Source organism: Pseudomonas sp. GD03858, assembly GCF_029840925.1.
Taxonomy (GTDB): domain Bacteria; phylum Pseudomonadota; class Gammaproteobacteria; order Pseudomonadales; family Pseudomonadaceae; genus Aquipseudomonas.
Window position 1 is genome coordinate 52,645 of the sequence record NZ_JAOCDM010000013.1, and the last position, 21,695, is coordinate 74,339.

Annotated in this window: 20 protein-coding genes; 10 read left to right on the forward strand and 10 right to left on the reverse strand. The window is 64.9% G+C overall.

The genetic code is table 11. From position 1 onward, the window contains the following. Position 1: 1 nt before the first annotated feature. Genes N5D48_RS06120 through N5D48_RS06130 form a run of 3 tightly spaced genes read right to left on the reverse strand, consistent with a single transcriptional unit; the run spans position 2 to position 3,155 of the window. On the reverse strand, positions 2-748 hold the full coding sequence (locus N5D48_RS06120; RefSeq protein ID WP_279882234.1) for a sugar transferase: 747 nt from the start codon (positions 746-748) through the stop codon (positions 2-4). Beyond that, positions 745-1,809 carry an NAD-dependent epimerase gene (locus tag N5D48_RS06125; RefSeq protein WP_279882235.1) on the reverse strand — a complete coding sequence of 355 codons (1,065 nt, stop codon included), beginning with the start codon at positions 1,807-1,809 and terminating at the stop codon, positions 745-747. Before N5D48_RS06125 ends, N5D48_RS06120 begins: the two co-directional genes overlap by 4 nt. Next, positions 1,806-3,155 (reverse strand): UDP-glucose/GDP-mannose dehydrogenase family protein, encoded by a 1,350-nt coding sequence (locus tag N5D48_RS06130; protein ID WP_279882237.1) that lies wholly within the window; start codon positions 3,153-3,155, stop codon positions 1,806-1,808. Before N5D48_RS06130 ends, N5D48_RS06125 begins: the two co-directional genes overlap by 4 nt. A gap of 385 nt (positions 3,156-3,540) precedes the next feature. On the opposite strand from N5D48_RS06130, the gene N5D48_RS06135 reads away from it, so the two are divergent. Next, a complete protein-coding gene (locus N5D48_RS06135; RefSeq protein ID WP_279882274.1) occupies positions 3,541-5,250 on the forward strand; it encodes a sulfatase-like hydrolase/transferase in 1,710 nt (569 codons plus the stop codon). A gap of 200 nt (positions 5,251-5,450) precedes the next feature. On the opposite strand, the gene N5D48_RS06140 is transcribed toward N5D48_RS06135, so the two are convergent. Next, positions 5,451-6,395: a LysR substrate-binding domain-containing protein gene (locus N5D48_RS06140; protein WP_279882239.1), complete on the reverse strand. Its 945-nt coding sequence runs from the start codon at positions 6,393-6,395 to the stop codon at positions 5,451-5,453. Between the two features lie 146 nt (positions 6,396-6,541). Here N5D48_RS06140 and N5D48_RS06145 point away from each other — a divergent pair, with 146 nt between their 5' ends. Next, positions 6,542-7,918 (forward strand): L-serine ammonia-lyase, encoded by a 1,377-nt coding sequence (locus tag N5D48_RS06145; RefSeq protein WP_279882241.1) that lies wholly within the window; start codon positions 6,542-6,544, stop codon positions 7,916-7,918. Positions 7,919-8,106: 188 nt separating this feature from the next. After that, positions 8,107-9,414 carry a serine/threonine transporter gene (locus tag N5D48_RS06150; protein ID WP_279882243.1) on the forward strand — a complete coding sequence of 436 codons (1,308 nt, stop codon included), beginning with the start codon at positions 8,107-8,109 and terminating at the stop codon, positions 9,412-9,414. A 64-nt stretch (positions 9,415-9,478) separates the two neighbouring features. Here N5D48_RS06150 and N5D48_RS06155 read toward each other — a convergent pair whose 3' ends face one another. Then, complete coding sequence (locus tag N5D48_RS06155; RefSeq protein ID WP_279882245.1) at positions 9,479-10,156, reverse strand: DUF3313 domain-containing protein; 678 nt, start codon at positions 10,154-10,156, stop codon at positions 9,479-9,481. 181 nt (positions 10,157-10,337) lie between these two features. On the opposite strand from N5D48_RS06155, the gene N5D48_RS06160 reads away from it, so the two are divergent. Together N5D48_RS06160 and N5D48_RS06165 are read left to right on the forward strand one after the other, a co-directional pair. Then, positions 10,338-10,721 (forward strand): type II toxin-antitoxin system RelE/ParE family toxin, encoded by a 384-nt coding sequence (locus tag N5D48_RS06160; RefSeq protein WP_279882247.1) that lies wholly within the window; start codon positions 10,338-10,340, stop codon positions 10,719-10,721. After that, entirely contained in the window at positions 10,702-11,007 is a 306-nt protein-coding gene (locus N5D48_RS06165; protein WP_279882249.1) for a helix-turn-helix domain-containing protein, read from the forward strand. The genes N5D48_RS06160 and N5D48_RS06165 overlap by 20 nt, the downstream gene beginning before the upstream one ends. A 12-nt stretch (positions 11,008-11,019) precedes the next feature. Here the strand turns inward: N5D48_RS06165 and N5D48_RS06170 are convergent, their stop codons facing one another. From N5D48_RS06170 to N5D48_RS06180, 3 genes are all read right to left on the reverse strand, one after another. Beyond that, positions 11,020-12,315 carry an FAD-binding oxidoreductase gene (locus N5D48_RS06170; RefSeq protein ID WP_279882251.1) on the reverse strand — a complete coding sequence of 432 codons (1,296 nt, stop codon included), beginning with the start codon at positions 12,313-12,315 and terminating at the stop codon, positions 11,020-11,022. A 13-nt stretch (positions 12,316-12,328) separates the two neighbouring features. After that, positions 12,329-13,417, reverse strand: a complete 1,089-nt coding sequence (locus N5D48_RS06175; RefSeq protein ID WP_279882253.1) for a polyamine ABC transporter substrate-binding protein — start codon at positions 13,415-13,417, stop codon at positions 12,329-12,331. Between the two features lie 146 nt (positions 13,418-13,563). After that, a complete protein-coding gene (locus N5D48_RS06180) occupies positions 13,564-14,922 on the reverse strand; it encodes a glutamine synthetase family protein (protein ID WP_279882255.1) in 1,359 nt (452 codons plus the stop codon). Positions 14,923-15,084: 162 nt separating this feature from the next. Here N5D48_RS06180 and N5D48_RS06185 point away from each other — a divergent pair, with 162 nt between their 5' ends. Then, positions 15,085-15,984, forward strand: a complete 900-nt coding sequence (locus N5D48_RS06185; RefSeq protein WP_279882257.1) for a helix-turn-helix domain-containing protein — start codon at positions 15,085-15,087, stop codon at positions 15,982-15,984. Positions 15,985-16,017: 33 nt separating this feature from the next. On the opposite strand, the gene N5D48_RS06190 is transcribed toward N5D48_RS06185, so the two are convergent. Beyond that, complete coding sequence (locus N5D48_RS06190; protein WP_279882258.1) at positions 16,018-17,403, reverse strand: aldehyde dehydrogenase family protein; 1,386 nt, start codon at positions 17,401-17,403, stop codon at positions 16,018-16,020. 105 nt (positions 17,404-17,508) lie between these two features. Here N5D48_RS06190 and N5D48_RS06195 point away from each other — a divergent pair, with 105 nt between their 5' ends. The 4 genes from N5D48_RS06195 (at position 17,509) to N5D48_RS06210 (ending at position 20,426) form a co-directional block, all read left to right on the forward strand. Then, positions 17,509-18,387 (forward strand): LysR family transcriptional regulator, encoded by an 879-nt coding sequence (locus N5D48_RS06195; RefSeq protein WP_279882260.1) that lies wholly within the window; start codon positions 17,509-17,511, stop codon positions 18,385-18,387. Between the two features lie 78 nt (positions 18,388-18,465). Then, positions 18,466-18,906 carry a carboxypeptidase regulatory-like domain-containing protein gene (locus tag N5D48_RS06200; RefSeq protein WP_279882262.1) on the forward strand — a complete coding sequence of 147 codons (441 nt, stop codon included), beginning with the start codon at positions 18,466-18,468 and terminating at the stop codon, positions 18,904-18,906. A gap of 33 nt (positions 18,907-18,939) precedes the next feature. Further along, on the forward strand, positions 18,940-19,689 hold the full coding sequence (locus tag N5D48_RS06205; RefSeq protein ID WP_279882264.1) for a phytanoyl-CoA dioxygenase family protein: 750 nt from the start codon (positions 18,940-18,942) through the stop codon (positions 19,687-19,689). 215 nt (positions 19,690-19,904) lie between these two features. Next, entirely contained in the window at positions 19,905-20,426 is a 522-nt protein-coding gene (locus N5D48_RS06210; RefSeq protein ID WP_279882266.1) for an acyloxyacyl hydrolase, read from the forward strand. 141 nt (positions 20,427-20,567) lie between these two features. Here the strand turns inward: N5D48_RS06210 and N5D48_RS06215 are convergent, their stop codons facing one another. Continuing rightward, positions 20,568-21,458, reverse strand: a complete 891-nt coding sequence (locus N5D48_RS06215) for a universal stress protein (RefSeq protein ID WP_279882268.1) — start codon at positions 21,456-21,458, stop codon at positions 20,568-20,570. Positions 21,459-21,695 lie beyond the last annotated feature (237 nt).

Below are 21,695 nucleotides of genomic sequence, written 5' to 3' on the forward strand. Positions count from 1 at the left end.
CTCAGCTTGCTCCGTGGCCAGTGAAGACTTTGAACGGGGTCTTGAGCAGGATCTTCAGGTCCAGCATCAGGCTCTGTTCGTTGATGTAGCTAAGGTCCAGCTCTACGCGTTGGTCGAAGTCGATGTTGCTGCGCCCGGAGATCTGCCACAGGCCGGTCATGCCCGGGTAGATCGACAGCCGCGCGAGGTGGCTGTCGTGGTAGCGGTAGGCGTTGAACGAAGTGGGGCGCGGACCGACCAGGCGCATGTCGCCGGTGACCACGTTGATCAGGTTGGGCAGCTCGTCCAGGCTGCTGCGCCGCAGCCAGCCGCCGATCGAGGTGATGCGCGGGTCCTTGTCGATCTTGAAGTCGATCGAGTCGGCGCCGTGCTTGTTCAGATGGCGCAGCGAGTCTTTCAGCGCTTCGGCGTTGGCGACCATGGTGCGGAACTTGAACATGCCGAAGGCGCGGCCACGGTAACCGGTGCGTTTCTGCACGAAGAACACCGGGCCTGGGCTCGAACGTTTGATCAGCACCGCCAGCGCCAGGAACAGCGGCGACAGCAACAGCAGCAGGGTCAGCGCGGCCAGGCACGACAGCACGCGGTTGGTCCGCGACAGGGTCCACGGTCGACCACCCGCGCGCCCGGTGATCCAGCCGCGGCCCTGCATGTGAATGGCCGCATCGATGCGCTGCCGATGCGCCGGGTCCATGCGTTTGTCCTGGTACAGCGCCTGCAGTTGCGCGCTCTTGGGTTGTCCTGTCATACCGCCCTCCGCTGATCTGGCTGCTCGCCCGTGGGCGCCGCTTCGCTGGCGGCGGGCGAGTAGTAACTCTTGAACCAGGCGACGAAGCGCCCGAGCCCTTCATCAAGGCCTATCTGTGGGGTGAAACCGGTGACCCTGGCCAGGGCGCTGGCATCGGCGCAGGTGGCCAGCACATCGCCCGGCTGCAGCGGCATCAGCTCGATCACCGCTTTGCGGCGCAGGTGCTTTTCCAGCAGGGCCAGGTAGTCGAGCAGCTCTACCGGGCGCTGCCCACCGATGTTGTACAGCCGCCAGGGCGCGTGGCTGCTCGCGGCATCTGCGGCGAAGGCGTCCCACTGCGGGTCGGCGACCGGCGGCAGGGGGATCAGCCGCACCAGGCTTTCGACGATATCGTCGATGTAGGTGAAGTCGCGCTGGTGGCGACCATGGTTGAACAGCTGGATCGGCCGGCCTTCGCTGATGGCCCGGGCGAACTGCATGGGCGACATGTCAGGACGGCCCCAGGGGCCATACACGGTGAAGAACCGCAGGCCGCTGCAAGGGATGCCGAACAGATGGCTGTAGCTATGGGCCATGGCCTCGTTGGCTTTCTTGGTGGCGGCGTACAGCGACAGTGGATGGTCCACCGCGTCCTCCACCCGATAGGGCGTGCGCTGGTTGGCGCCATAGACCGAACTGGACGAGGCGTACAGCAGATGGCGCACCGGGTGACGGCGGCAGCCCTCGAGGATGTTGAGAAAGCCCGCCAGGTTGCTGTCCAGGTAGGCCTGCGGGTTCTGCAGCGAGTAGCGCACGCCGGCCTGGGCCGCCAGGTGCACCACCACCTCGGGGCGCTCGTTGGCGAACAGCCTGGCCATGCCATCGCGGTCGCTCAGGTCCAGGCGATGCAGCGTGAAGTCGCCGGCCGTCTGTCGTACCCAGTGCACGCGGGCGTGCTTGAGCGACGGATCGTAGTAATCGTTGAAGCTGTCCAGCCCCACCACCTGGTGGCCGTCGAGCAGCAGCTGACGGCTGGTGTGGGCACCGATGAAACCGGCCGCGCCGGTGACCAGCACCTTCATGGCGCATCCGCCGTGGGGCTGACCTGGCGCAGGCCGATGCCGCTGTAGTGCAGGCCGTGGGCGGCGACCTGCTCGGGGTTGTACAGGTTGCGGCCATCGACGATCACCCGCGCGCGCAGCTTGTCGGCGAGCATCGAGAAGTCGACCACGCGAAAGTTCTTCCATTCGGTGCAGATCACCAGGGCATCGGCGTCCTGCACGGTGTCGTCGCGGGTGGCGCACAGATGCAGATCGTCACGGTAGCCGTACAGGCGCCGACACTCGTCCATGGCCTCGGGGTCGTAGGCGCGCACGGTGGCGCCTTCGGCCCACAGTGCTTCCATCAGGTAGCGGCTGGGTGCCTCGCGCATGTCGTCGGTGTTGGGCTTGAAGGCCAGCCCCCAGAGGGCGATGGCCTTGCCTGCCAGGCCGCCCAGGCGCTGCTTGAGCTTGGCGAACAGAATGCGCCGCTGCTGGTCGTTGACTTCGCTGACGCTCTGCAGCAGGCGCAGTGGCATGCCGCTGTGGGCGGCGGTGTGCAGCAGGGCCTTGATGTCCTTGGGGAAGCACGAACCGCCGAAACCGCAGCCGGGATAGATGAAGTGGTAGCCGATGCGCGGGTCGGAGCCGATGCCGCGACGGACCGCCTCGATATCGGCGCCCAGGTGCTCGCTGAGGTTGGCCAGCTCGTTCATGAAGCTGATGCGGGTGGCGAGCATGGCATTGGCGGCGTACTTGGTCAGCTCGGCGCTGCGGTTGTCCATGAACATCAGCTTTTCGTGATTGCGGCAGAACGGCGCGTACAGTTCGGCCAGCTGGTCATGGGCGACTTCGTCGAGGGTGCCGACGATGATCCGGTCCGGGCGCATGCAGTCGGCCAGGGCGCTGCCTTCCTTGAGAAACTCGGGGTTGGACACCACGCGCACCTGCAACTGGCTCTTGCCCAGGCGCTGCAGCTCGTCGCGGGCCAGGGCCATGACCTGATCGGCGGTGCCTACCGGCACGGTGGACTTGATGATCAGGGTATGGTCGGTCTCCATCAGCGCGGCGATCTGCCGGGTGACGTTGAGCACATGGGTCAGGTCCGCCGAGCCGTCTTCGTCGGGTGGCGTGCCGACGGCGATGAAGATCAGCTCGGCATGGCTGACCGCATCGCTGGCCTGGGTGCTGAACAGCAGGCGGCCTTCCTTGATGTTGTCCTCGAGCAGGTCCGACAGGCCGGGCTCGCTGATGGGCGGGACGCCTTGGCGCAACTGATTGATCTTGTGGGTATCGACATCCACGCACAGCACCCTGTGGCCAACGTCCGCCAGGGCTGCTGCCTGTACCAGTCCTACATAACCGGTGCCAAAAACGCTCACGTCCATGCGCAGTGCCTCGAATGGATGAGTAAGGGAGATGAAACAGTGGTGTGAATTCGGTATAGCTCAGCTGGGAGGATTTGCGTCAAAGCAATGGCATGTTTCGTCGAATTTACAGACCCCAGCAAAACGGGCCATCTGCCACCAACCCGTTTCCAATCCGGGTCTTAGCGAACATAGCTAGTGGCAATTGGCCGTTCGACGAACCGATGAACGGTTCAATGCGGCTAAATAAGCGGGTTGCAGACGATAGGGATAATCAACAGCAGCTTGCGACAGGTGCCAGATTCCAGAGCTGGGATATCGTCGGAAAATTGACTTTTTCACGTTGTGGTTTGTTTCACAGCTGCTACGGTTTGAGGAGAATTCCATGACCGGAGTGGCCGAAAACATGCGCGGATGGATCAAGATTCTGCTGTTGCTCGCCTATCTGGGCAGCTTTCATGCCTATTACCTGGAGCGCATAGAAGCCTTGGGTATTGGCCTGGCACTGGTGCTGTACCTGGGCGTCTTCGCGGTATTGGCCGGGGCCCTGCTGCTGGCGGCCTTCACGCGCCCTGGCTGGCTGCGCTGGTCCTTGGCCGTGGTCTTCGCGGTCAGTGCGGTGTTTCTCGATGCTTATGCCCGCATCACCGATTCCTACCTGACCTATAGCGCGTTCGTTTCCATGGTCTATGCCGGCGGCTTCGTGCAGGAGGCGCTGCAGCAGTACCACTACGCTATCACCCTGGCCGCGGCGCGGGCGCTGTTGCTGCTGCTGGGCCTCGGCCTGCGCCCCGGCGCCAGGCCCCGTCTGCCGAGCGTGTTGCCGCCGTTGGCGCCGGTGTTGGCCCTGCTGGTGCTGATCGCGATCCTGTTCGTGCGGGCGGGCGAGGGGGCTCGCGGATTGCCAGTGATGTATACCCCGCTGGCCTACCTGAGCCTGTTCAGCTATGAGTCCCTGCACGATCATGTCGGACCGCGCCAGCCGGTGACCCTGGCGCAATCCGGCCCGCCCATGGCGCGGGACATCGTGCTGCTGATCGACGAGAGCATTTCCGGCAACTACCTGGACCTGAACACCCCCCTTGGGGTCACCAGTCACCTGGCGCAAGCCCAGCCTGGGGTGAGTATCGTCAATTTTGGCTATGCCGCGTCCATCGCCAACTGCAGCGCCGATACCAACGTCACCCTGCGCTATGGCGGGACGCGAGGCGACTACCTGCGCATCAACTCGACCCAGCCGTCGATCTGGCAGTACGCCAAGCGCGCGGGCCTGGGCACGATCTACATCGATGGCCAGCGCACCAACGGCAACCTGCAGAACCTGATGGACGCCGCCGAAAAACGCGACATCGACCAATTCATCCAGTTCGACGAGACGCCCGTCGTGCAGCGTGACATGGCGGCGCAGGCGAAACTGGTCGAGTTGCTCAAGGACGGCAAGGCGCAACTGATCGTGGTGAACAAGGTCGGTGCGCACTTCCCGGTGCATGACAAGTATCCCGACGATTTTCTCAAGTACCAGCCGGCCCTGCCTCGCGGTCGCTTCGTCGACATCGCCGACACCGGCACGCGTGATGGCTTCGACGGCACTTCCCAGGACTGGGTGTTGTACCGCAACGCCTACCAGAACACCGTGCTGTGGAACGTCGGCGAGTTCTTCCGGCGCCTGTTCGCCGAGGCCGATCTGAGCCAGGCCGTGGTGCTCTATACCTCCGACCATGGCCAGGACCTGCATGAGCGTGGCAACCCGGGGCTCAATACCCACTGCGACAGCGATCCGGTGCCGGAGGAAGGCTTGGTGCCATTGGTGGTGATTCAGGGGCAGGGGCTGAGAACGCTCGACTGGCAGGGGCACCTGGAGGTCAACCGCAACGCCTCCAGTCACTACAACCTGTTCCCCACGCTGCTCAAACTGATGGGGTATGACGGTGCTCAGGTGAGCGCGCTGTACGGTCGCTCACTGGATATGCCGACCGAGGATCCGTTCACCTTCAACGTGCGCTTCAATGCACGCTTGGGAGCCAAGCCGGATTTCCGTCATATCGACCTGGGACAGATCGTCACTCCCGCCAGTGTTCTGGCGGCGCAGCCGATGCCGGTGGGCAAGGCTGATTGATTACATAAGAATATCTGGCGTTTATCTGGGCTGCATTGCAGCCCTTCGCGGGTAAACCCGCTCCCACAGGGTGGGAGCGGGTTTACCCGCGAAGGGGCACAGAGCGGCCCCAACTATTCAAGTGACCAACATTGGACCAATTTTCGGGGGCTTTTGCGGTGGGCACGATGGCCCTGCGTGGATGACTCGTGTCTGGTCGGTCAATGTGGCGCGGCGCGCTCCCACAATGCCCGAAAGCCTTGCGCCTCTTCCACGAGCCAGTCATGCACCGCGCGTGCGCCTGGCTGGCTCAGCCCGCCCGGTGGATAAAGCAGCACATAGCGCTTGTGGTTGGCGATCGGCACGCCGAACGGCACGATCAACGCACCCCGCTCCAGTTCGTCATTGAGCAGGGTGCGTCGGGCGATGGCCACGCCGACGCCGGCGATGGCCGCCTCGATGGTCAGGTGATTACGGTTGAAGGTATGTCCACGGCGCACATCCAGCCCGCTGGCGCCGATTCCGTCCAGATAGAACTCCCATTCGGCGTACTCCGAGCTGCCGCGCCAGGCGGTGATGTCGTGCAGCAACGGATAGTGCGCCAGGTCGCCGGGGCCGTGCAGCGGTGGCCGGCCGCGCAGCAGCGCGGGGGAGCAGACCGGAAAGATCTGCTCGTCCAGCAGCGGGGTGGAGAGCATGCCCGGGTAGCTGCCGTCGTTGAGGTCGATGGCCAGGTCGAAGTCGTCCGGGTGCAGGGCCTGGTTGCTGTCCTCGGCCACCAGGCGCAGTTCGATGTCCGGGTAGCGCTGCTGGAAGCGCGGCAGGCGTGGCGTCAACCATTTGGCCAGGAACGAGGGGATCGAGCGCAGGCGCAGGGTGCCGCGGATTTCGCCGGCGTCCAGGCGCAGCAGCTCGGCCTCGATGCTGCCATAGGCCTCGGTCACGGTCTGCGCCAGGCGCTGCCCTTCGGCGGACAGCTCCACGCCTCGGGCTCGGCGCAGGAACAGGCGAAAGCCCAGGCGCTCTTCCAGCTGCCGCATCTGTTGGCTCACCGCGCCGGGGGTAATGTGCAGTTCTTCGGCGCAGCGGGTGAACGACAGGTGCCGCGCCGCACAGGAGAACACGTGCAGCCAGACGAACACCTGGCCATTGAGTGGCCCTCTCATCGTTTAGTCCTGCTAAAGGCTTGTGTAGAAAGTTTCGTTGGTCAAGCCGAGCTTGGCGCGGCAGTATCGCGCAACTTTGCATTAACGTTCAATTTTTCCAGAGAGCCGTGGCGCACGTCAGTTCGCTGTCACGGTCAGGCATTAGCATGGCTATCAGTGTTTTCGACCTTTTCAAGATTGGCATCGGCCCGTCCAGCTCCCATACCGTCGGCCCCATGCGCGCCGCGGCGACCTTTGCCCAGGCACTGCGCGAGCGCGGTCTGCTGGCCCAGGTGAGGCGTGTCGAGGTGCGTCTCTATGGGTCGCTGTCGGCCACCGGCGTCGGGCATGCCACGGACCGTGCCTGCCTGCTCGGGTTGATGGGGCAGTGGCCAGACCGGATCGATCCGCACAGCATCGAACCGCGCATCGATCAGCTGATGCAGGAGCAATGCCTGATGCTCGACGGCAGCCAGCCCATCGAGTTCCAGTATGGCCGTGACATGCGCCTGCTCGACGAAAACCTGGCCTATCACCCCAATGCGATGACCCTCGAGAGTTTCGACGAGCAGGGCAGCCTGTTCAGCCAGACCTATTATTCCGTGGGCGGCGGTTTCATCGTCGAGCAAAGCGAGATCGACGCGCCGCAGCGCGACGCGAGCCAGGTCGAATTGCCCTATGAGTTTTCCAGCGGCGACGAACTGCTCGCGCTGTGCAAGGCCCACGACCTCAGCGTCAGCCAGCTGATGCTGGCCAACGAGTGCGCCTGGCGCCCGGAAAGCGAGGTGCGCGCGGGGCTGCTGAAGATCTGGGCGGCCATGGGCGAATGCGTCAACAATGGCCTGCGCAATGAAGGCATCCTGCCTGGCGGGCTCAAGGTCAAGCGCCGGGCGGCGCGTCTGCACCGCAGCCTGCAGGAGATCGGCAAGCCCAACGTGATCGGCTCGACCCTGAGCGCCATGGAGTGGGTGAACCTGTTCGCCCTGGCGGTCAACGAGGAGAACGCCGCAGGCGGGCGCATGGTCACCGCGCCCACCAATGGAGCGGCGGGAATCATCCCGGCGGTGCTGCACTACTACATGAAGTTCAATCCCGGCGCCTGTGACGATGACGTGGTGGCGTTCCTCCTGGCGGCGGCGGCGGTGGGCATCCTGTGCAAGAAGAACGCCTCGATCTCCGGCGCCGAGGTCGGCTGCCAGGGCGAGGTGGGTTCGGCCTGCTCCATGGCTGCCGCTGGCCTCGCCGAAGTGCTTGGCGCGACGCCGCCGCAACTGGAGAACGCCGCCGAGATCGCCCTGGAGCACAACCTGGGGCTGACCTGCGATCCGGTCGGTGGCCTGGTCCAGGTGCCATGCATCGAGCGCAACGCGATCGCCGCGGTGAAGGCGATCAACGCCGTGCAGATGGCCCTGCGCGGCGACGGCGAGCACTTCATCTCCCTCGACCGGGTGATCCGTACCATGCGCGACACCGGCGCGGACATGCACGCCAACTACAAGGAAACCTCGCGCGGCGGCCTGGCCGTCGCGTTCGTCGAGTGCTGATGGCTGCGCTGCAGGAGCGGCCTCGTGCCGCGAAAGGCTGCAAAGCGGCCCCGGCGATCCTCATATCACTCTGAAATCTGGGGCTGCCGTGTAGCCCTTTCGCGGCACAAGGCCGCTCCTACAGGGGGCGGTATCAACCTGCAACACCCGCTGTACCTGCGACAAAAACAACTACAAAGGCGATACCCATGACTGATGTACAAAGCACCACGAGCATTCGTGCGGATTCGGCTGCCCAGGCTGCGGCCACGGGCACTACCACCTGGAACCGTCACGACACCACCTGGGCACTGGGCCTGTACGGTACGGCGATCGGCGCCGGTACCCTGTTCCTGCCGATCAATGCCGGGGTAGGGGGCTTCTGGCCGCTGCTGATCCTGGCCTTGCTGGCTTTCCCCATGACCTTCTTCGCCCATCGGGCCCTGACCCGTTTCGTGCTGTCCGGTCGCAAAGGCGGCAACGAGGACATCACCGAGGTCGTCGAAGAGCACTTCGGCGTGGGCGCCGGCAAGCTGATCACCTTGCTGTACTTCTTCGCCATCTTCCCGATCCTGCTGGTCTACAGCGTGGCGCTGACCAACACCCTGACCAGTTTCTTCGAACACCAGCTGCATATCGGCGCGCCGCCCCGGGCACTGCTGGCGTTGCTGCTGATCTGCGGGCTGATGATCGTGGTGCGTTGCGGTCAGCAGCTGATCGTCAAGGCCATGAGCCTGCTGGTGTACCCCTTCGTCGCATCGCTGCTGTTGCTGGCCCTGAGCCTCATCCCCAACTGGAACGGCGCTTTCTTCGCCCAGGCCAACGAAGGCATCAGCGTCTCGAAGCTGCTGCTGACCCTGTGGCTGGCGATCCCGGTGATGGTGTTCTCGTTCAACCACTCGCCGATCATCTCGGCCTTCGCCGTCGACCAGAAGCACCGCTACGGCGCCGACGCCGACCGCAAGAGTGGTCGCACCCTGGCCACGGCTCACGTGATGATGGTGCTGACGGTGATGTTCTTCTGCTTCAGCTGCGTGCTGGCCCTCAGCCCTGCTGATCTGGCCGCGGCCAAGGCGCAGAACATCTCGATCCTGTCGTACCTGGCGAACCACTTCCAGACGCCGGTGATCGCCTTCGTCGCGCCGCTGATCGCGTTGGTGGCGATCACCAAGTCCTTCCTCGGCCATTACATCGGTGCCAGCGAAGGTTTCCAGGGCATGATCGTCAAGAGCCTGCGCGGCCGTGGCAAGACCTGGCCGGCCAAGCGCCTGGAGCGCGCCACGGCGCTGTTCATGCTGGTGACCTGCTGGGCGGTGGCGACCGTGAACCCGAGCATCCTCGGTCTGATCGAGAGCCTGGGTGGTCCGGTGATCGCCTGCCTGCTGTTCCTGATGCCGATGTACGCCGTGCACAAGGTGCCCGCGCTGCGGCAATACTCGGGGCGCTTGTCGAACGTGTTCGTGGTGCTGATCGGTCTGATCACGTTGTCGGCGATCGTCTACAGCTTCGTTGCCTGACGAAAGACCCTGCCTGCCGGCATACATTCATGGATGGGCGCCGGCAGGACGGATCAGGCTCCGATCACTTGGCCTTTTGCTGCAACGCCACGAAGCTGCGGCGCATGTCGCTGGCCCAGCCATCGAGCACCGGCTTGACGTCGTTCAAGGTCAGCTGGGTGCTGTCGTTCTCCAGCTCCTTGCCGCTGCCCTTGCGCACCACCTGCGCCAGTACCTTCTGGCTGGCGCCATCGAGGAAGGCGGCTTCCACCGCCACGTCCACGGCCTGGTCGCGACCACCTGCGGCGGTATTGACCGCCGCGGCGACCAGGGCGATGGGAATCACTTCATAGGGCTTGAGGCCCTCGGTGCTGGTAGAGACGGCGGTGATCGCCGGACGTACCACGATGGTGTTCGGCCCTGGTTCCTTGACCAGGGTGAGCACGCTGCCCAGCTCGCGGCGCATGGCCTCGTTGAAGTAGCGGGTGATTGCCTGGAGGGTCTGCGCCGAGATCACGGCGGTCGGCTGCGGCTTGGGATAGAACTGGCTCGGCTCGATGAACACCTTGGTGTACTGACTGGCCTTGACGTCCGGGTCGATCCAGCGCATCACCGGCGCGCCGGAGATGCTCTCGGCTGGCTTCAGGCGGCTGTAGTCCTGGAGAAAGCCGGAATAGTCCTTGGGGTCGACCCGATTGCTGGAACAGGCAACCAGGGCCAGCAGGGCGGCACACAGCAGGGTGGTGCGAGGCAGTCGCTTCATGATGACGGGGTCCATGAGAGAAATGGCCAGGACAACGCTAGCAGGTGCTGGGCCGAAGGCCAGCATTCTGGCGAGCTGCGGTTGCGGTTTCCCACCGCACTGCCCGAGCGGGACGACTGTTCATTTATGTTCGAGGCTGGAAAAGTATGCCCTTTACGGGTATGGTTTTGGAGCGTCCGACATGGAAGTGTACAAGCGCAGGGAATTCGCCCGTTGGCAGCTCAGGGAATGTCTGCCGGACTGGATGCTGTGCCAGGCGGTCGTGGAGATGCAGAGCGGACTGGTGGACGCCAGCCTTGGCGGGCTGTTGTTCAAGAAGCGCGTAGCGGGCCATGGCGGCGGCAAGCGCGGTGGATATCGCACGTTGCTATCGGCACGCATCGGCAGCCGATACGTATTTCTCCACGGTTTTGCCAAAAGCGACCTGGCCAATGTCACGCCAGGCGAGCAAAAGGCCTTGCAGTTCACCGGCAAGGTATTTCTGGAATTGTCACCGCATGACGTGGCCAAGGCCCTGGATTGCGGCGTATTGATGGAGGTCCACTGTGACCAGCGAACTCATTGAATCGTTACGCGCCGACCTGACGGCCCTCGAGCAGGCGGGCGCGATCGGTAAAGTCACGCTGCGCGATTTCCAGGCGATCTGCCCGGCGCCGGTCCGCGCATTCAGTGCCCAGGACATCAGGCGCCTGCGCGAGGCGTTGAATTTCAGCCAGCCGGTGTTCGCCCTGCACCTGCACACCAGTGCCTCCACGGTGCGCAAGTGGGAGCAGGGCGAGACACGGCCCGCGGGACCGGCCCTGAAGCTGCTCAACATCATCGCCGACAAGGGTCTGCAAGCCATTCTCTGAGCACCGCCGCGCTCAGCCCAGCGTCTCGCGCAGCCGGTACCAGAGCATGCCCAGTGCCAGCAGCGGCGAGCGCAAGGCCTTGCCACCGGGGAAGGTCAGGTGCGGCACGGCGCTGAACACATCGAAGCCGTAGCTGTGCTCGGTTGCAATCGCCTCGGCCAGCAGCCTGGCGGTCCAGTGGGTGACGTTCAGCCCGTGCCCCGAGTAGCCTTGGGCATAGAACACGTTGGGGTGCTGGCTCAACCGGCCGACCTGGGGGAAGCGGTTGGCGGTGATGCCGATCATGCCGCCCCACTGGTAATCCAGGCGCACCTCGGCCAGCTGCGGAAACACCTTGAGCACCTTGGGCCGCATGTAGGCGCCGATGTCCCTGGGGTCGCGCCCGGAGTAGTGACAGGCGCCGCCGAACAGCAGGCGGTTGTCGGCGGTCAGTCGGTAGTAGTCCAGGCCGACCTTCTGGTCGCACAGCGCCATGTTCTGCGGGATCAGCGTGCGCGCCAGGGCTTCTGGCAATGGCTCGCTGGCCACCACGTAGCTGCCGGCCGGCAGCACCTTGCCGCTCAGGCGCGGCTCCAGTTCGTCGAGGTGGGCATTGCAGCCCAGGATCAGGCTTTGCGCCCGCACCTTGCCGCGCGCGGTGTGCAGGGTCACGGTGCGGCCATGCTCGATGCGCAGCACCGGGCTTTGCTCGAAGATGCGCACGCCCAGGCCGTGGGCGGCACGGGCTTCGCCCTGGACCAGGTCGAGCGGGTGCAGATGGCCCGAGCCCATGTCCACCAGGCCGCCTGCGTAGAGGTCGCTGGCGACGATCTCGCGCATGCGCTCGGGGGCGACCAGACGCGTTTCGTGGCGATACCCCAGCTCGGCGAGGTCGCGCTGTTCGTCTTCGAACGCGGCGAACTGCGCGGGCGTGTTGGCCAGCTCGCAGAAGCCCCAGCGCAGGTCGCAGGCAATGTCGTACTGCTTGATGCGATCGGCCACCAGGGCCACCGAGTCGATGCCGGCCTGCTTGAGGTAGCGCACGCCATCCTGGCCAACGTGGCGGGCAAAGCCCGACACGTCATGGCCGATACCACGGATCAACTGGCCACCGTTGCGTCCGCTGGCGCCCCAGCCGACGCGACGCGCCTCCAGCAGGATCACCGACAAGCCGCGCTCGGCCAGCTCCAGGGCGGCGTTGACCCCGGTCAGGCCGCCACCGACGACGCAGACATCGGCGTGCAGGTCCTGGTCGAGCATCGGGTAGGGCGTGCCTTGACGCGCCGTGGCGGCGTAGTAGGACGCAGTATGTTCATTCATGTTCGGCATGGCTGTGCTCGGCTCAGCGGTTGGATTTGATCTTGCTCCAGGAGCGGGTCATCTGCCGCAGGATCCCTGGGCTCTGCATCGTCGACACATACAGCCGATCCAGCACTTCCTGGGGCGGGTAGATCTCGGGGTTTTCCACCAGGCTGTCGTCCATGAACGCCTTGGCATCCGGATTGGCGTTGGCGTAGCCGACCGAGGCGCTGACCTTGGCGATCACCTTGGGGTCCATCAGGTAGTTGATGAACGCCAGCGCCTGCTCGGGGTTCTTGGCGTCCTTGGGGATGGCCAGCAGGTCGAACCAGATGTTGCTGCCTTCCTTGGGAATGCTGTAGGCAACCTTGACGCCGTTGCCAGCTTCCTCGGCGCGGTGCGCGGCCTGCAGCACATCGCCGGAGTAGCCGAAGGCCACGCAGACATCACCGTTGGCCAGGTCCGAGACGTATTTGGAGGAGTGGAAGTAGGTGATGTACGGGCGCAGCTCCAGCAGGCGGGCTTCGGCCTTGCGGTAGTCATCGGCCTTTTCGCTGCGTGGGTCCAGGCCCAGGTAGTTGAGCATGGCCGGGAACAGTTCGTCGGGCGAGTCCATGAACGCCACCCCGCACTGCTTGAGCTTCTTCAGGTTCTCGGCTTCGAACAACACCGCCCAGGAGTCGACCTTGTCGATGCCCAGCACCGCCTTGACCTTGTCGACGTTGTAGCCGATGCCATTGGTGCCCCACAGGTAAGGCACGGCGTACTCGTTGCCGGGGTCGTTCTGTTCCAGCTGCTTGAGCAGTTTCGGGTCCAGATGCCGCCAGTTCGGCAGCTTGTCGCGATCCAGCGGCAGGAACGCGCCGGCCTGGGCCTGGCGGGCGAGGAAATGGTTGGAGGGCACGACCACGTCGTAGCCGGTACGTCCGGCCAGCAGCTTGCCCTCCAGGGTCTCGTTGGAGTCGAACACGTCATAGACCACCTTGATCCCGCTGCTGGCCTGGAAATCGGCCAGGGTGGTGTCGCCGATGTAGTCGGTCCAGTTGTACACGCTCACCGTCGGCTTGGCCTGGACGGTGGCGCCGAACAGCAGGGCGAAGGTTGCGGGGATCAGGATGGGCAAATGACGCATGTCGACACCTCGTTGGTCTTTTTCTTGGTCGTGGTATTAACGGTGGATCGGTAATGGCAGGCTCTGTCGGGACAACGTGGGAGCGGGCTTGTCCCGCGATTGGGCTGCTGGCCTTGTCGCGGGGCAGGCCCGCTCCCACAAGATGGTCAGACGCTCAGCAACAGGAACTCCCGCTCCCACGAGCTGATCACGCGCTTGAAGTTCTCGTGCTCGGCGCGCTTGACCGCGACGTAGCCCTGGACGAACTGCTGCCCCAGGTATTCGCGGACCACCTCGCAATCTTCCATGTGCTGCAGCGCATCCTCGATGGTGATCGGCAGGCGCAAATTGCGCCGCTCATAGGCGCGACCCTGTACCGGCGCGCTCGGTTCGATCTTCTCGACCATGCCGATGTAGCCGCACAGCAGACTCGCGGCAATGGCCAGGTAGGGGTTGGCGTCGGCGCCCGGCAGGCGGTTCTCCACGCGCATCGCCTCGGGGCTCGAGGTCGGCACGCGCAGGCCGGCGGTGCGGTTTTCCTCGCCCCACTCGACGTTCACCGGCGCGGAAGTGTCCGGCAGGAAGCGGCGGAACGAGTTGACGTTCGGCGCGAACATCGGCAGCAGCTTGGGAATGTACTTCTGCAGGCCACCGATATGGTGCAGGAACAACTCGCTCATGCTGCCGTCTTCATTGGCGAAGATCGGCTTGCCGCTGGCGATGTCGATCACGCTCTGGTGCAGGTGCATGGCGCTGCCCGGTTCGTCGGTGATCGGCTTGGCCATGAAGGTGGCGGTGACGTTGTGCTTGAGCGCCGCCTCGCGCATCGTGCGCTTGAAAACGGTGATCTGGTCGGCCAGGTCGAGTGCGTCGCCGTGGCGGAAGTTGATCTCCATCTGCGCCGGACCGTCTTCGTGGATCAGCGTGTCCAGGTCCAGGCCCTGGAGCTCGCACCAGTCGTAGACGTCCTCGAACAGCGGGTCGAATTCGTTGGCGGCATCGATGGAGAACGACTGGCGACCGCTTTCGGCGCGGCCCGAGCGGCCCAGCGGCACCTGCAGCGGCAGGTCCGGGTCTTCGCAGCGCTGGGTCAGGTAGAACTCCATCTCCGGCGCGACGATCGGCTGCCAGCCTTTGTCGGCATACAGCTTGAGCACCTTCTTCAGCACGTTGCGCGGCGACAGCTCGATGGGGTTGCCCTGCTTGTCGAAGGTGTCGTGGATGACGATCGCGGTCGGTTCGATGGCCCAGGGGATCTGGTACACCGCCGTCGGGTCGGGACGGCAGATCATGTCGATATCGGCGGCGTCGAGCAGGCTGTAGTAGATGTCGTCATCGACGTAGTCGCCGGTGACGGTCTGCAGCAGCACGCTCTCGGGCAGGCGCATGCCGCGTTCGTGGAGGAACTTGGCGGTCGGGGCGATCTTGCCGCGGGCGATGCCGGTCAGGTCGCTGATCACGCATTCGACTTCGGTGATCCGGTGTTCTTTCAGCCAGGTGGACAGCTGATCGAAGGGGGCGTTCATACAGACCTCTTGGTTGGGTTGTTGTGGTGGGACGCAAGGCGCTCGTGCCGTAGGGCACTTCCCACAGGTGACGCTGAGGGCTATCTTGGGCGCTGCCCCTCGGGGCGATCTATCCACTTTTTTCGCCGTTGAATGCACCAAAAGAGTGCAATAGGACAGTGCGTGAACACGCCAACCGCCTTGCAGGTCCAGGATTTCCGTACCACCGACGTGACCGAACAGACCCGCGCCACCCCTGGCTGGCAGCAGCAGTACCGGCAGATGTCCCCCGGGCATTTCAACGGTCAGCTGCGCTGGCTGGCGCTCGAGGGCGTCGAGGTATACGAAGAGCGCTTGAACACCCGGGTCGAGCAGTTCTTCCGCGCCCCCAGTGGCGCTCTGGCGTTCTGCTTCGACCGCAGCGAGAACAGCCTCTACCTGCTCAACGAAGACAGCCGCAACATCTGGATCACCCCGGAGAACTACCAGGAAGTGGCGGTGGTGTTCGAGCAGCCGTTCCTCGCCAGCCATGGGCTTGATCCGGAGCGTCTGCGCGGCCTGTTCATGGTGCCGCTGACCTGCCAGCAGACCGCGCTGTTCGGTAATTGGCTGAGCGCCACGCTCAGCCGTCTGGGCCAGGCCGACTGCCCGCTGGAGGGCAGGGCGCTGGCCGAGCAGTTGCTGGAGGACTGCCTGTTCATTCTCGACAACGCCGGGCAGCGCTTGCAGGGCGACGCCCTGGGGCGGCGCGACGAGGAGCGGACGATCATGCGGCGGGTCAGCGAATGGGCCGCCGACTGTCCCGACGAGACGCTCAACTTGGTGGAACTGGCCAAGGTCGCCGGGGTCTCGGTGCGTCAGTTGCAGCAGGCCTTCAAGGGCTTCACCAACCTGCCGCCGGCGCATTGGCTGCGGCTGCGCCGCCTGAATGGCGCGCGGCGGGATCTGCTGGCGGGGGACGCGACCGTGGCCGAGGTGGCCATGCGCTGGTCATTCTGGCACCTGGGGCGGTTTTCCGAGAGCTATCGGCAGCTGTTCCAGGAGTTGCCCAGCGACACCCTGAAGCGGGTGCGGGGGCGCTAGCAAAGGGGCAGGGCAAGCCCGCCCCCAAGCTGTTCAGTTGCGATCCAGCCACACGGTCTGGGCATTGGTGAACTCGCGCACGCCGAAGTGCGAAAGCTCACGACCGAAGCCGCTTTTCTTCACGCCACCGAACGCCACGCGGGGGTCGGAGGCGCAGTAGCCGTTGATGAACACGCCACCGGTGTCCAGCGCCGTGGTCATGCGTTCGGCCAGGGCGTAGTCGGCGGTGTAGATGGTCGAAGCCAGGCCGAACTCGCTGTCGTTGGCCAGTTCGACGGCATGGTCGGCGTCGCGGGCGCTGATGATCGCCGCCACCGGGCCGAACAGCTCCTGTTTGAACGCCGTCATCTCGGGGGTGACGTCGGCGAACACGGTCGGTGCGTAGAGGTTGGCCGCGCCCTCGATCTTGTGCCCGCCCAGCAGCAGGGTGGCGCCTTCGGCGAGGGTCGCCTGAACTTGGCCGTCAAGCTCGTCGCGCAGGTCGAAGCGGGCCATCGGGCCGATGTAGGTGTCGTCCTGCAGCGGGTTGCCGAGCTTGAGCGCGCGCGTCGCCTCGACGAACTTGGCGGTGAAGGCCTCGACGATGCTGTGCTCGACGATCAGACGCTTGGCCGCGGCGCAGACCTGGCCGGTGTTCTGGTAGCGGCCGATCACCGCGGCCTTCACCGCGGCATCCAGGTCGGCGTCGGCCAGCACGATGAACGGGTCGCAGCCACCCAGCTCCAGCACGCACTTCTTCAGCGCGGCGCCGGCCTGGGCGCCGATGGCCATGCCGGCGCGCACGCTGCCGGTCAGGGTCACGGCGGCGATGCGTGGATCGTTGATCGCGCGGGTGACACCCTCGGGAGCGACGTTGAGCACTTCGAACACGCCCTCGGGCAGGGCGGCGCGCTTGAACAGGTCGGCCAGCAGGTAGGCACTGCCCATCACGTTCGGCGCGTGCTTGAGCACGTAGGTGTTGCCGGCCAGCAGCGCCGGCACGGCGCCGCGCAGCACCTGCCAGATCGGGAAGTTCCACGGCATCACGGCGAGGATCGGGCCCAGCGGGCGGTATTCGATGCGGGCCTTTTCGATTTGCGTGGGTTCAGGGGCGAGCATCGCCGGACCGTGTTCGGCGTACCACTGGCACAGGCCGACGCACTTGCTGACCTCGCCACGGGCCTGGGCGATCGGCTTGCCGATCTCGCGAGTGATCATCTGGGCAAAGGCTTCGGCATGGGCCTGCAGGGCCTGCCCCAGCGCGACCAGGTATTCGCTGCGCTGCCCCAGCGATACCTTGCGCCACTGGTCGTAGCCCGCCTTGGCGCGTTGCAGCGCCGCGTCTTGTGCGGCGTCGGTGTCGAAGGCGTAGTGGCCGATCCGCTCGCCGGTATAGGGGTCGACGGAGATGGCGTGGGTCAGGCTGCTGATCTCGCTCATGGCAGGACTCTCATTGTTTTGATGGGGTGAGCCCAGACTAGTGGTGGCGCGCTTTAATGAAAACTGAATAATAATGAGCGAAACATTCACGTTTGGAGAATGACCGTGGACCTGGTGCAACTGGAGATCTTCAAGGCCGTGGCCGAGCACGGCAGCATCAGCGCGGCGGCCCAGCAGATCCATCGCGTGCCGTCGAACCTGACCACCCGTATCAAGCAACTGGAAGAAGACCTGGGCGTCGAATTGTTCATCCGCGAGAAAAGCCGTTTGCGCCTGTCGCCGGCGGGCTGGAATTTCCTCGAATACACCCGGCGCATTCTCGACCTGGTGCATGAAGCGCGCCTGACCGTGGCAGGCGAGGACCCCCAGGGCACCTTCGCCCTGGGCTCGCTGGAGAGCACGGCGGCGGTGCGCATTCCGGCCCTGCTGGCGGCCTACAACCAGCGCTACCCCAAGGTCGACCTGGACCTGTCCACCGGCCCGTCCGGGACCATGCTCGAAGGCGTGCTGTCCGGGCGCCTGGTCGCGGCGTTCGTCGATGGCCCGGTGCTGCATCCCACGCTCGAAGGCGTGCCGGTGTTCGAGGAGGAGATGATGGTCATCGCGCCGCTCAACCACCCGCCGGTCACACGGGCGAGGGATGTCAACGGTGCGAGCATCTACGCCTTCCGCGCCAACTGCTCGTATCGCCATCATTTCGAGAGCTGGTTCGTCCACGACCAGGCGGTGCCGGGCAAGATCCACGAGATGGAGTCGTACCACGGCATGCTCGCCTGCGTCAGTGCCGGTGCCGGGCTGGCCATGATGCCGCGCAGCATGCTCGACAACATGCCGGGGTGCAGCACCGTGAGCGCCTGGCCGATGGCCGAGGATTTCCGCTACCTGAAGACCTGGCTGGTGTGGCGGCGAGGCACTGTGTCGCGCAGCCTGAGCATGTTCATCCGGCTGCTGGAGGAACGTGGCGGATCGGTCGGCACCGACTAACGGTGCCGATCGCCTCGAACGGTGGCGCCACGCGAGTATCCAAAGTGTGTAGACCACCCCTGGAGGGAGGAACACGCCATGCGCACTCATCACTACGGGCTCTGCGCAGCGCTGCTGCTGGCGCTGAGCATGCCCTGGACCCTGGCCGCCGCGGACCCGGGTGCCCCGGTCGACCCGCAGGGCGTGCAGCTGCAGGCGCAGGAGCAGAACGGTGTCCGCTACCTGCAAGGCGGTATCGGCCAGGATGAAGCCAATGCCCTGCGGCGCACCCCCGGCTACAACCTGCACATCACCTTGTCCACCGGCGCTGAAGGCAAGTTCCAGAGCGGTGCGACCCTGGCCATCGAGTCGGCCCAGGGCAATCAGGTGCTGGCGCTGCAGGACGTCGGCCCGCTGATCTACGTGCAACTCCCCCCTGGGCACTATCGGGTGACGGGCAGCGCCGATGGCCAGACCGTGCGCCAGCAAGTGGTGGTGGACGGCAAGGCGCCGGCGCGGGTGGATCTGAACTGGCGCTGAAACATGCGCGGTGGCATGCGAGGCTTGCCAGCAATGGATGATCTGCAACGCTGTCTTCAAGAGCTCGACGATGACGGCTACACCTTGATCTCCGGTGTGCTGGATCCGTCGTGCATCGCCTTGCTGCGCTGCGCCATCGATGACCTGCGCCCCATGCACTGGGACTACCAGGGGCTGCTGGAACACTACAAGTGCGTGTTCAACCGCGACCCGCTGTGGCTGCCGTTTCTCGACCTGGCGCCGCTGATCGACGTCGCCGAGGCGGCCCTTGGCCGTGACTGCCACATCATCGGCCAGACCGCCTGGCGCAGCCATCCTGGGTACGCGGGCATGCCCCTGCACCTCGATTACCTGCCCATGGCATTGCCCGCCTGGCTGTGCGCGCATGAGCGTTTCACGCCACCGGCGCAGATCATCACCGCGCAGCTCTATCTGTGCGATATCGATCAAGCGCTGGGGCCGACCCTGATCGTGCCCGGCAGCCAGCGTGCCGGGCGTGCGCCGCACCAAGACGAAGCGGCCTGGCTAGGGCAGGGGGCTTGCCCGATCCTGTGCCGGGCCGGTGACGCGCTGCTGTTTCGCAGCGATGTCTGGCATGGCGGGGGCGCGAACCGAAGCGTCGGGCAAGTCCGCGACATGCTCCAGGTGCATTATGGGCGGCGGATGGTGGCGCAGAAGTTCTCCCCTTACCTGACCTGGCGCTTCAATCCCGACGTGCTGGCCACAGCCACGCCGCGCCAGCGTAGGTTGCTGGGGGAGCACGAAGAGTCGGAATACGACTGAACGCATGCATGGAACGCTGTGTCCTTAGCCAATGGTGGCAAAGGCCTTTCAACTTTCAGATTATTCGGACGATAATCCAAGAAGTATTACCACTTGTTGCGCGGTCGGGATGTGCCGTCGACAGGTGCACAACGAGGGGCCAAGCCCCCGCTTGCCACAGGCCCGCACGGTCGCGAAGCGGGCCTGTCCGTGAAGACCATCAGGAGAAGTCATCGATGAAAACCCGTCTCGCCACCTCGCTGGCCGCCGCTCTGCTGGCTTTCGCCGGCGCCAACCTGGCCCAGGCCGCGCAGGTCTCCGGTGCCGTCGGCGCCACTGGCCAGGGCGACATGACCTACCGCGTCGGTCTGTCGTTCGACTGGGACAAGAAATGGCTGGAAAGCAGCACCGGCCACCTGACCGGCTACTGGGACGCGGCCTATACCTATTGGGAAGGTGGCGAGGCCAGCGGCGCCCACTCGCTGTCCTTCAGCCCGGTGTTCGTCTATGAGTTCAGCGGTTTCACCTATACCCCGTTCATCGAGGCCGGCATCGGCCTGGCGGCATTCTCCAAGACCGACGTGGGCGACCAGCGCCTGGGATCGTCGGTCAACTTCGAAGACCGCATCGGCTTCGGCCTGAAGCTGCCGGCCGAGCAGAAGGTCGGCATCCGCGCGATTCACTACTCCAACGCCGGCCTCAAGCAGCCGAACGACGGTATCGAGTCGTACTCGCTGTTCTACAGCAAGGGCTTCTGATCCCTATCACCGAGCGCATGTCCCACAGGGAGCGCACTGACCCCAAGCCTTGCGCAACTCCTGTGGGAGCGGGTTCACCCGCGAAGCAGGCGACGCGGTGCTTGGGTCTGCTTCGCGGGTGAACCCGCTCACTGGGGTATTTCAACGCACGGCCTTGATCGCCAGCACATTGCACAGCGGATGCTCCAGCACATGCGCGGTGGTGCCGCCGAGGAAGGTCTGCAGGGCGTCATGGCGGTGATTGCCCATGACGATCACATCGACCCGGCTGGCGGCGATGTACTGGGTGATCGCCTTGATCGCCGGGCCTTCGAGAAAGTGCCGACGCTCCAGGTCGATCTGGTGATGGTCGCCCAGGCGGTTGAACGCCGTGCGCTGCGCCGTGCGCACGCTGGCATCGAAGCCTGGCATGGTCACCGTGCCGGCGCCGAAATCGGCGATATGGGTCTTGACCGCATCGCACACGTGCAGCAGGTGCAGCTCGGCATTGCACTGCAAGGCCAGGGCATGGGCACTGCGGATCACCTGCTGGTCCAGATGCTCACCTTCGCCATGGCTGTTGAGGTCCACCGCGGCGGCAATCTGCCGTGGCAGGGGCAGGCGGATCTCGCTGACCAGATGCACGGCCACCGGGCTGTCCTTGAGCAGTTGCCAGTCCAGCGGGGTGACCAGCAGGCGCTTGAGGATCGGCTCGTGCTGGACGTCCTTGACCAGCAGGTCGCAGCCCAGGCGTTCGATCTGTTCGAGCGCACTGCCCAGCGGATCACGGGTCAGCAGCAGCTCGGTGGACACATCCAGGCCTGCGCCGCGCAATTGCTCGGCCTCGTCGGCCAGCCACTGGCGGTTGTGTTCGAGCAGGCGCTCGCGTTCGCGCCCGTCGCTCATCAGGCCGAAGGTGTCGACATCGTCGACGAACACGTTGATATCCAGCAGGGCGCCGCTGGACTCGGCGAGCGCGGCGGCCCTTTGCAGGGCTGGCGTGTGGCGCATCTGCGGGCCGAGCATGACGAACAAACGCTTGAACTGGCTCATCTCACACCTCCACGTGTGGCAGCCCCCCGTTCATGTCTGGTCTGTGCGGCCCCGTCGTGCATTGCGGCGTGGGCGCGGTCCTTAGAGTCTAGCTGTTTGTGGCAGCGGGTTTGCCCGCCGCCACAGGGATCGAGCCCGCCTTGGAGTAATCCCGTCAAGGTGTTCGCCGTTAGAGTTGCAGCGCCTATGAGATCGAGCGCCGCCCGCGCGGCGCATCGCGACGCAAGGCCGCTCCTA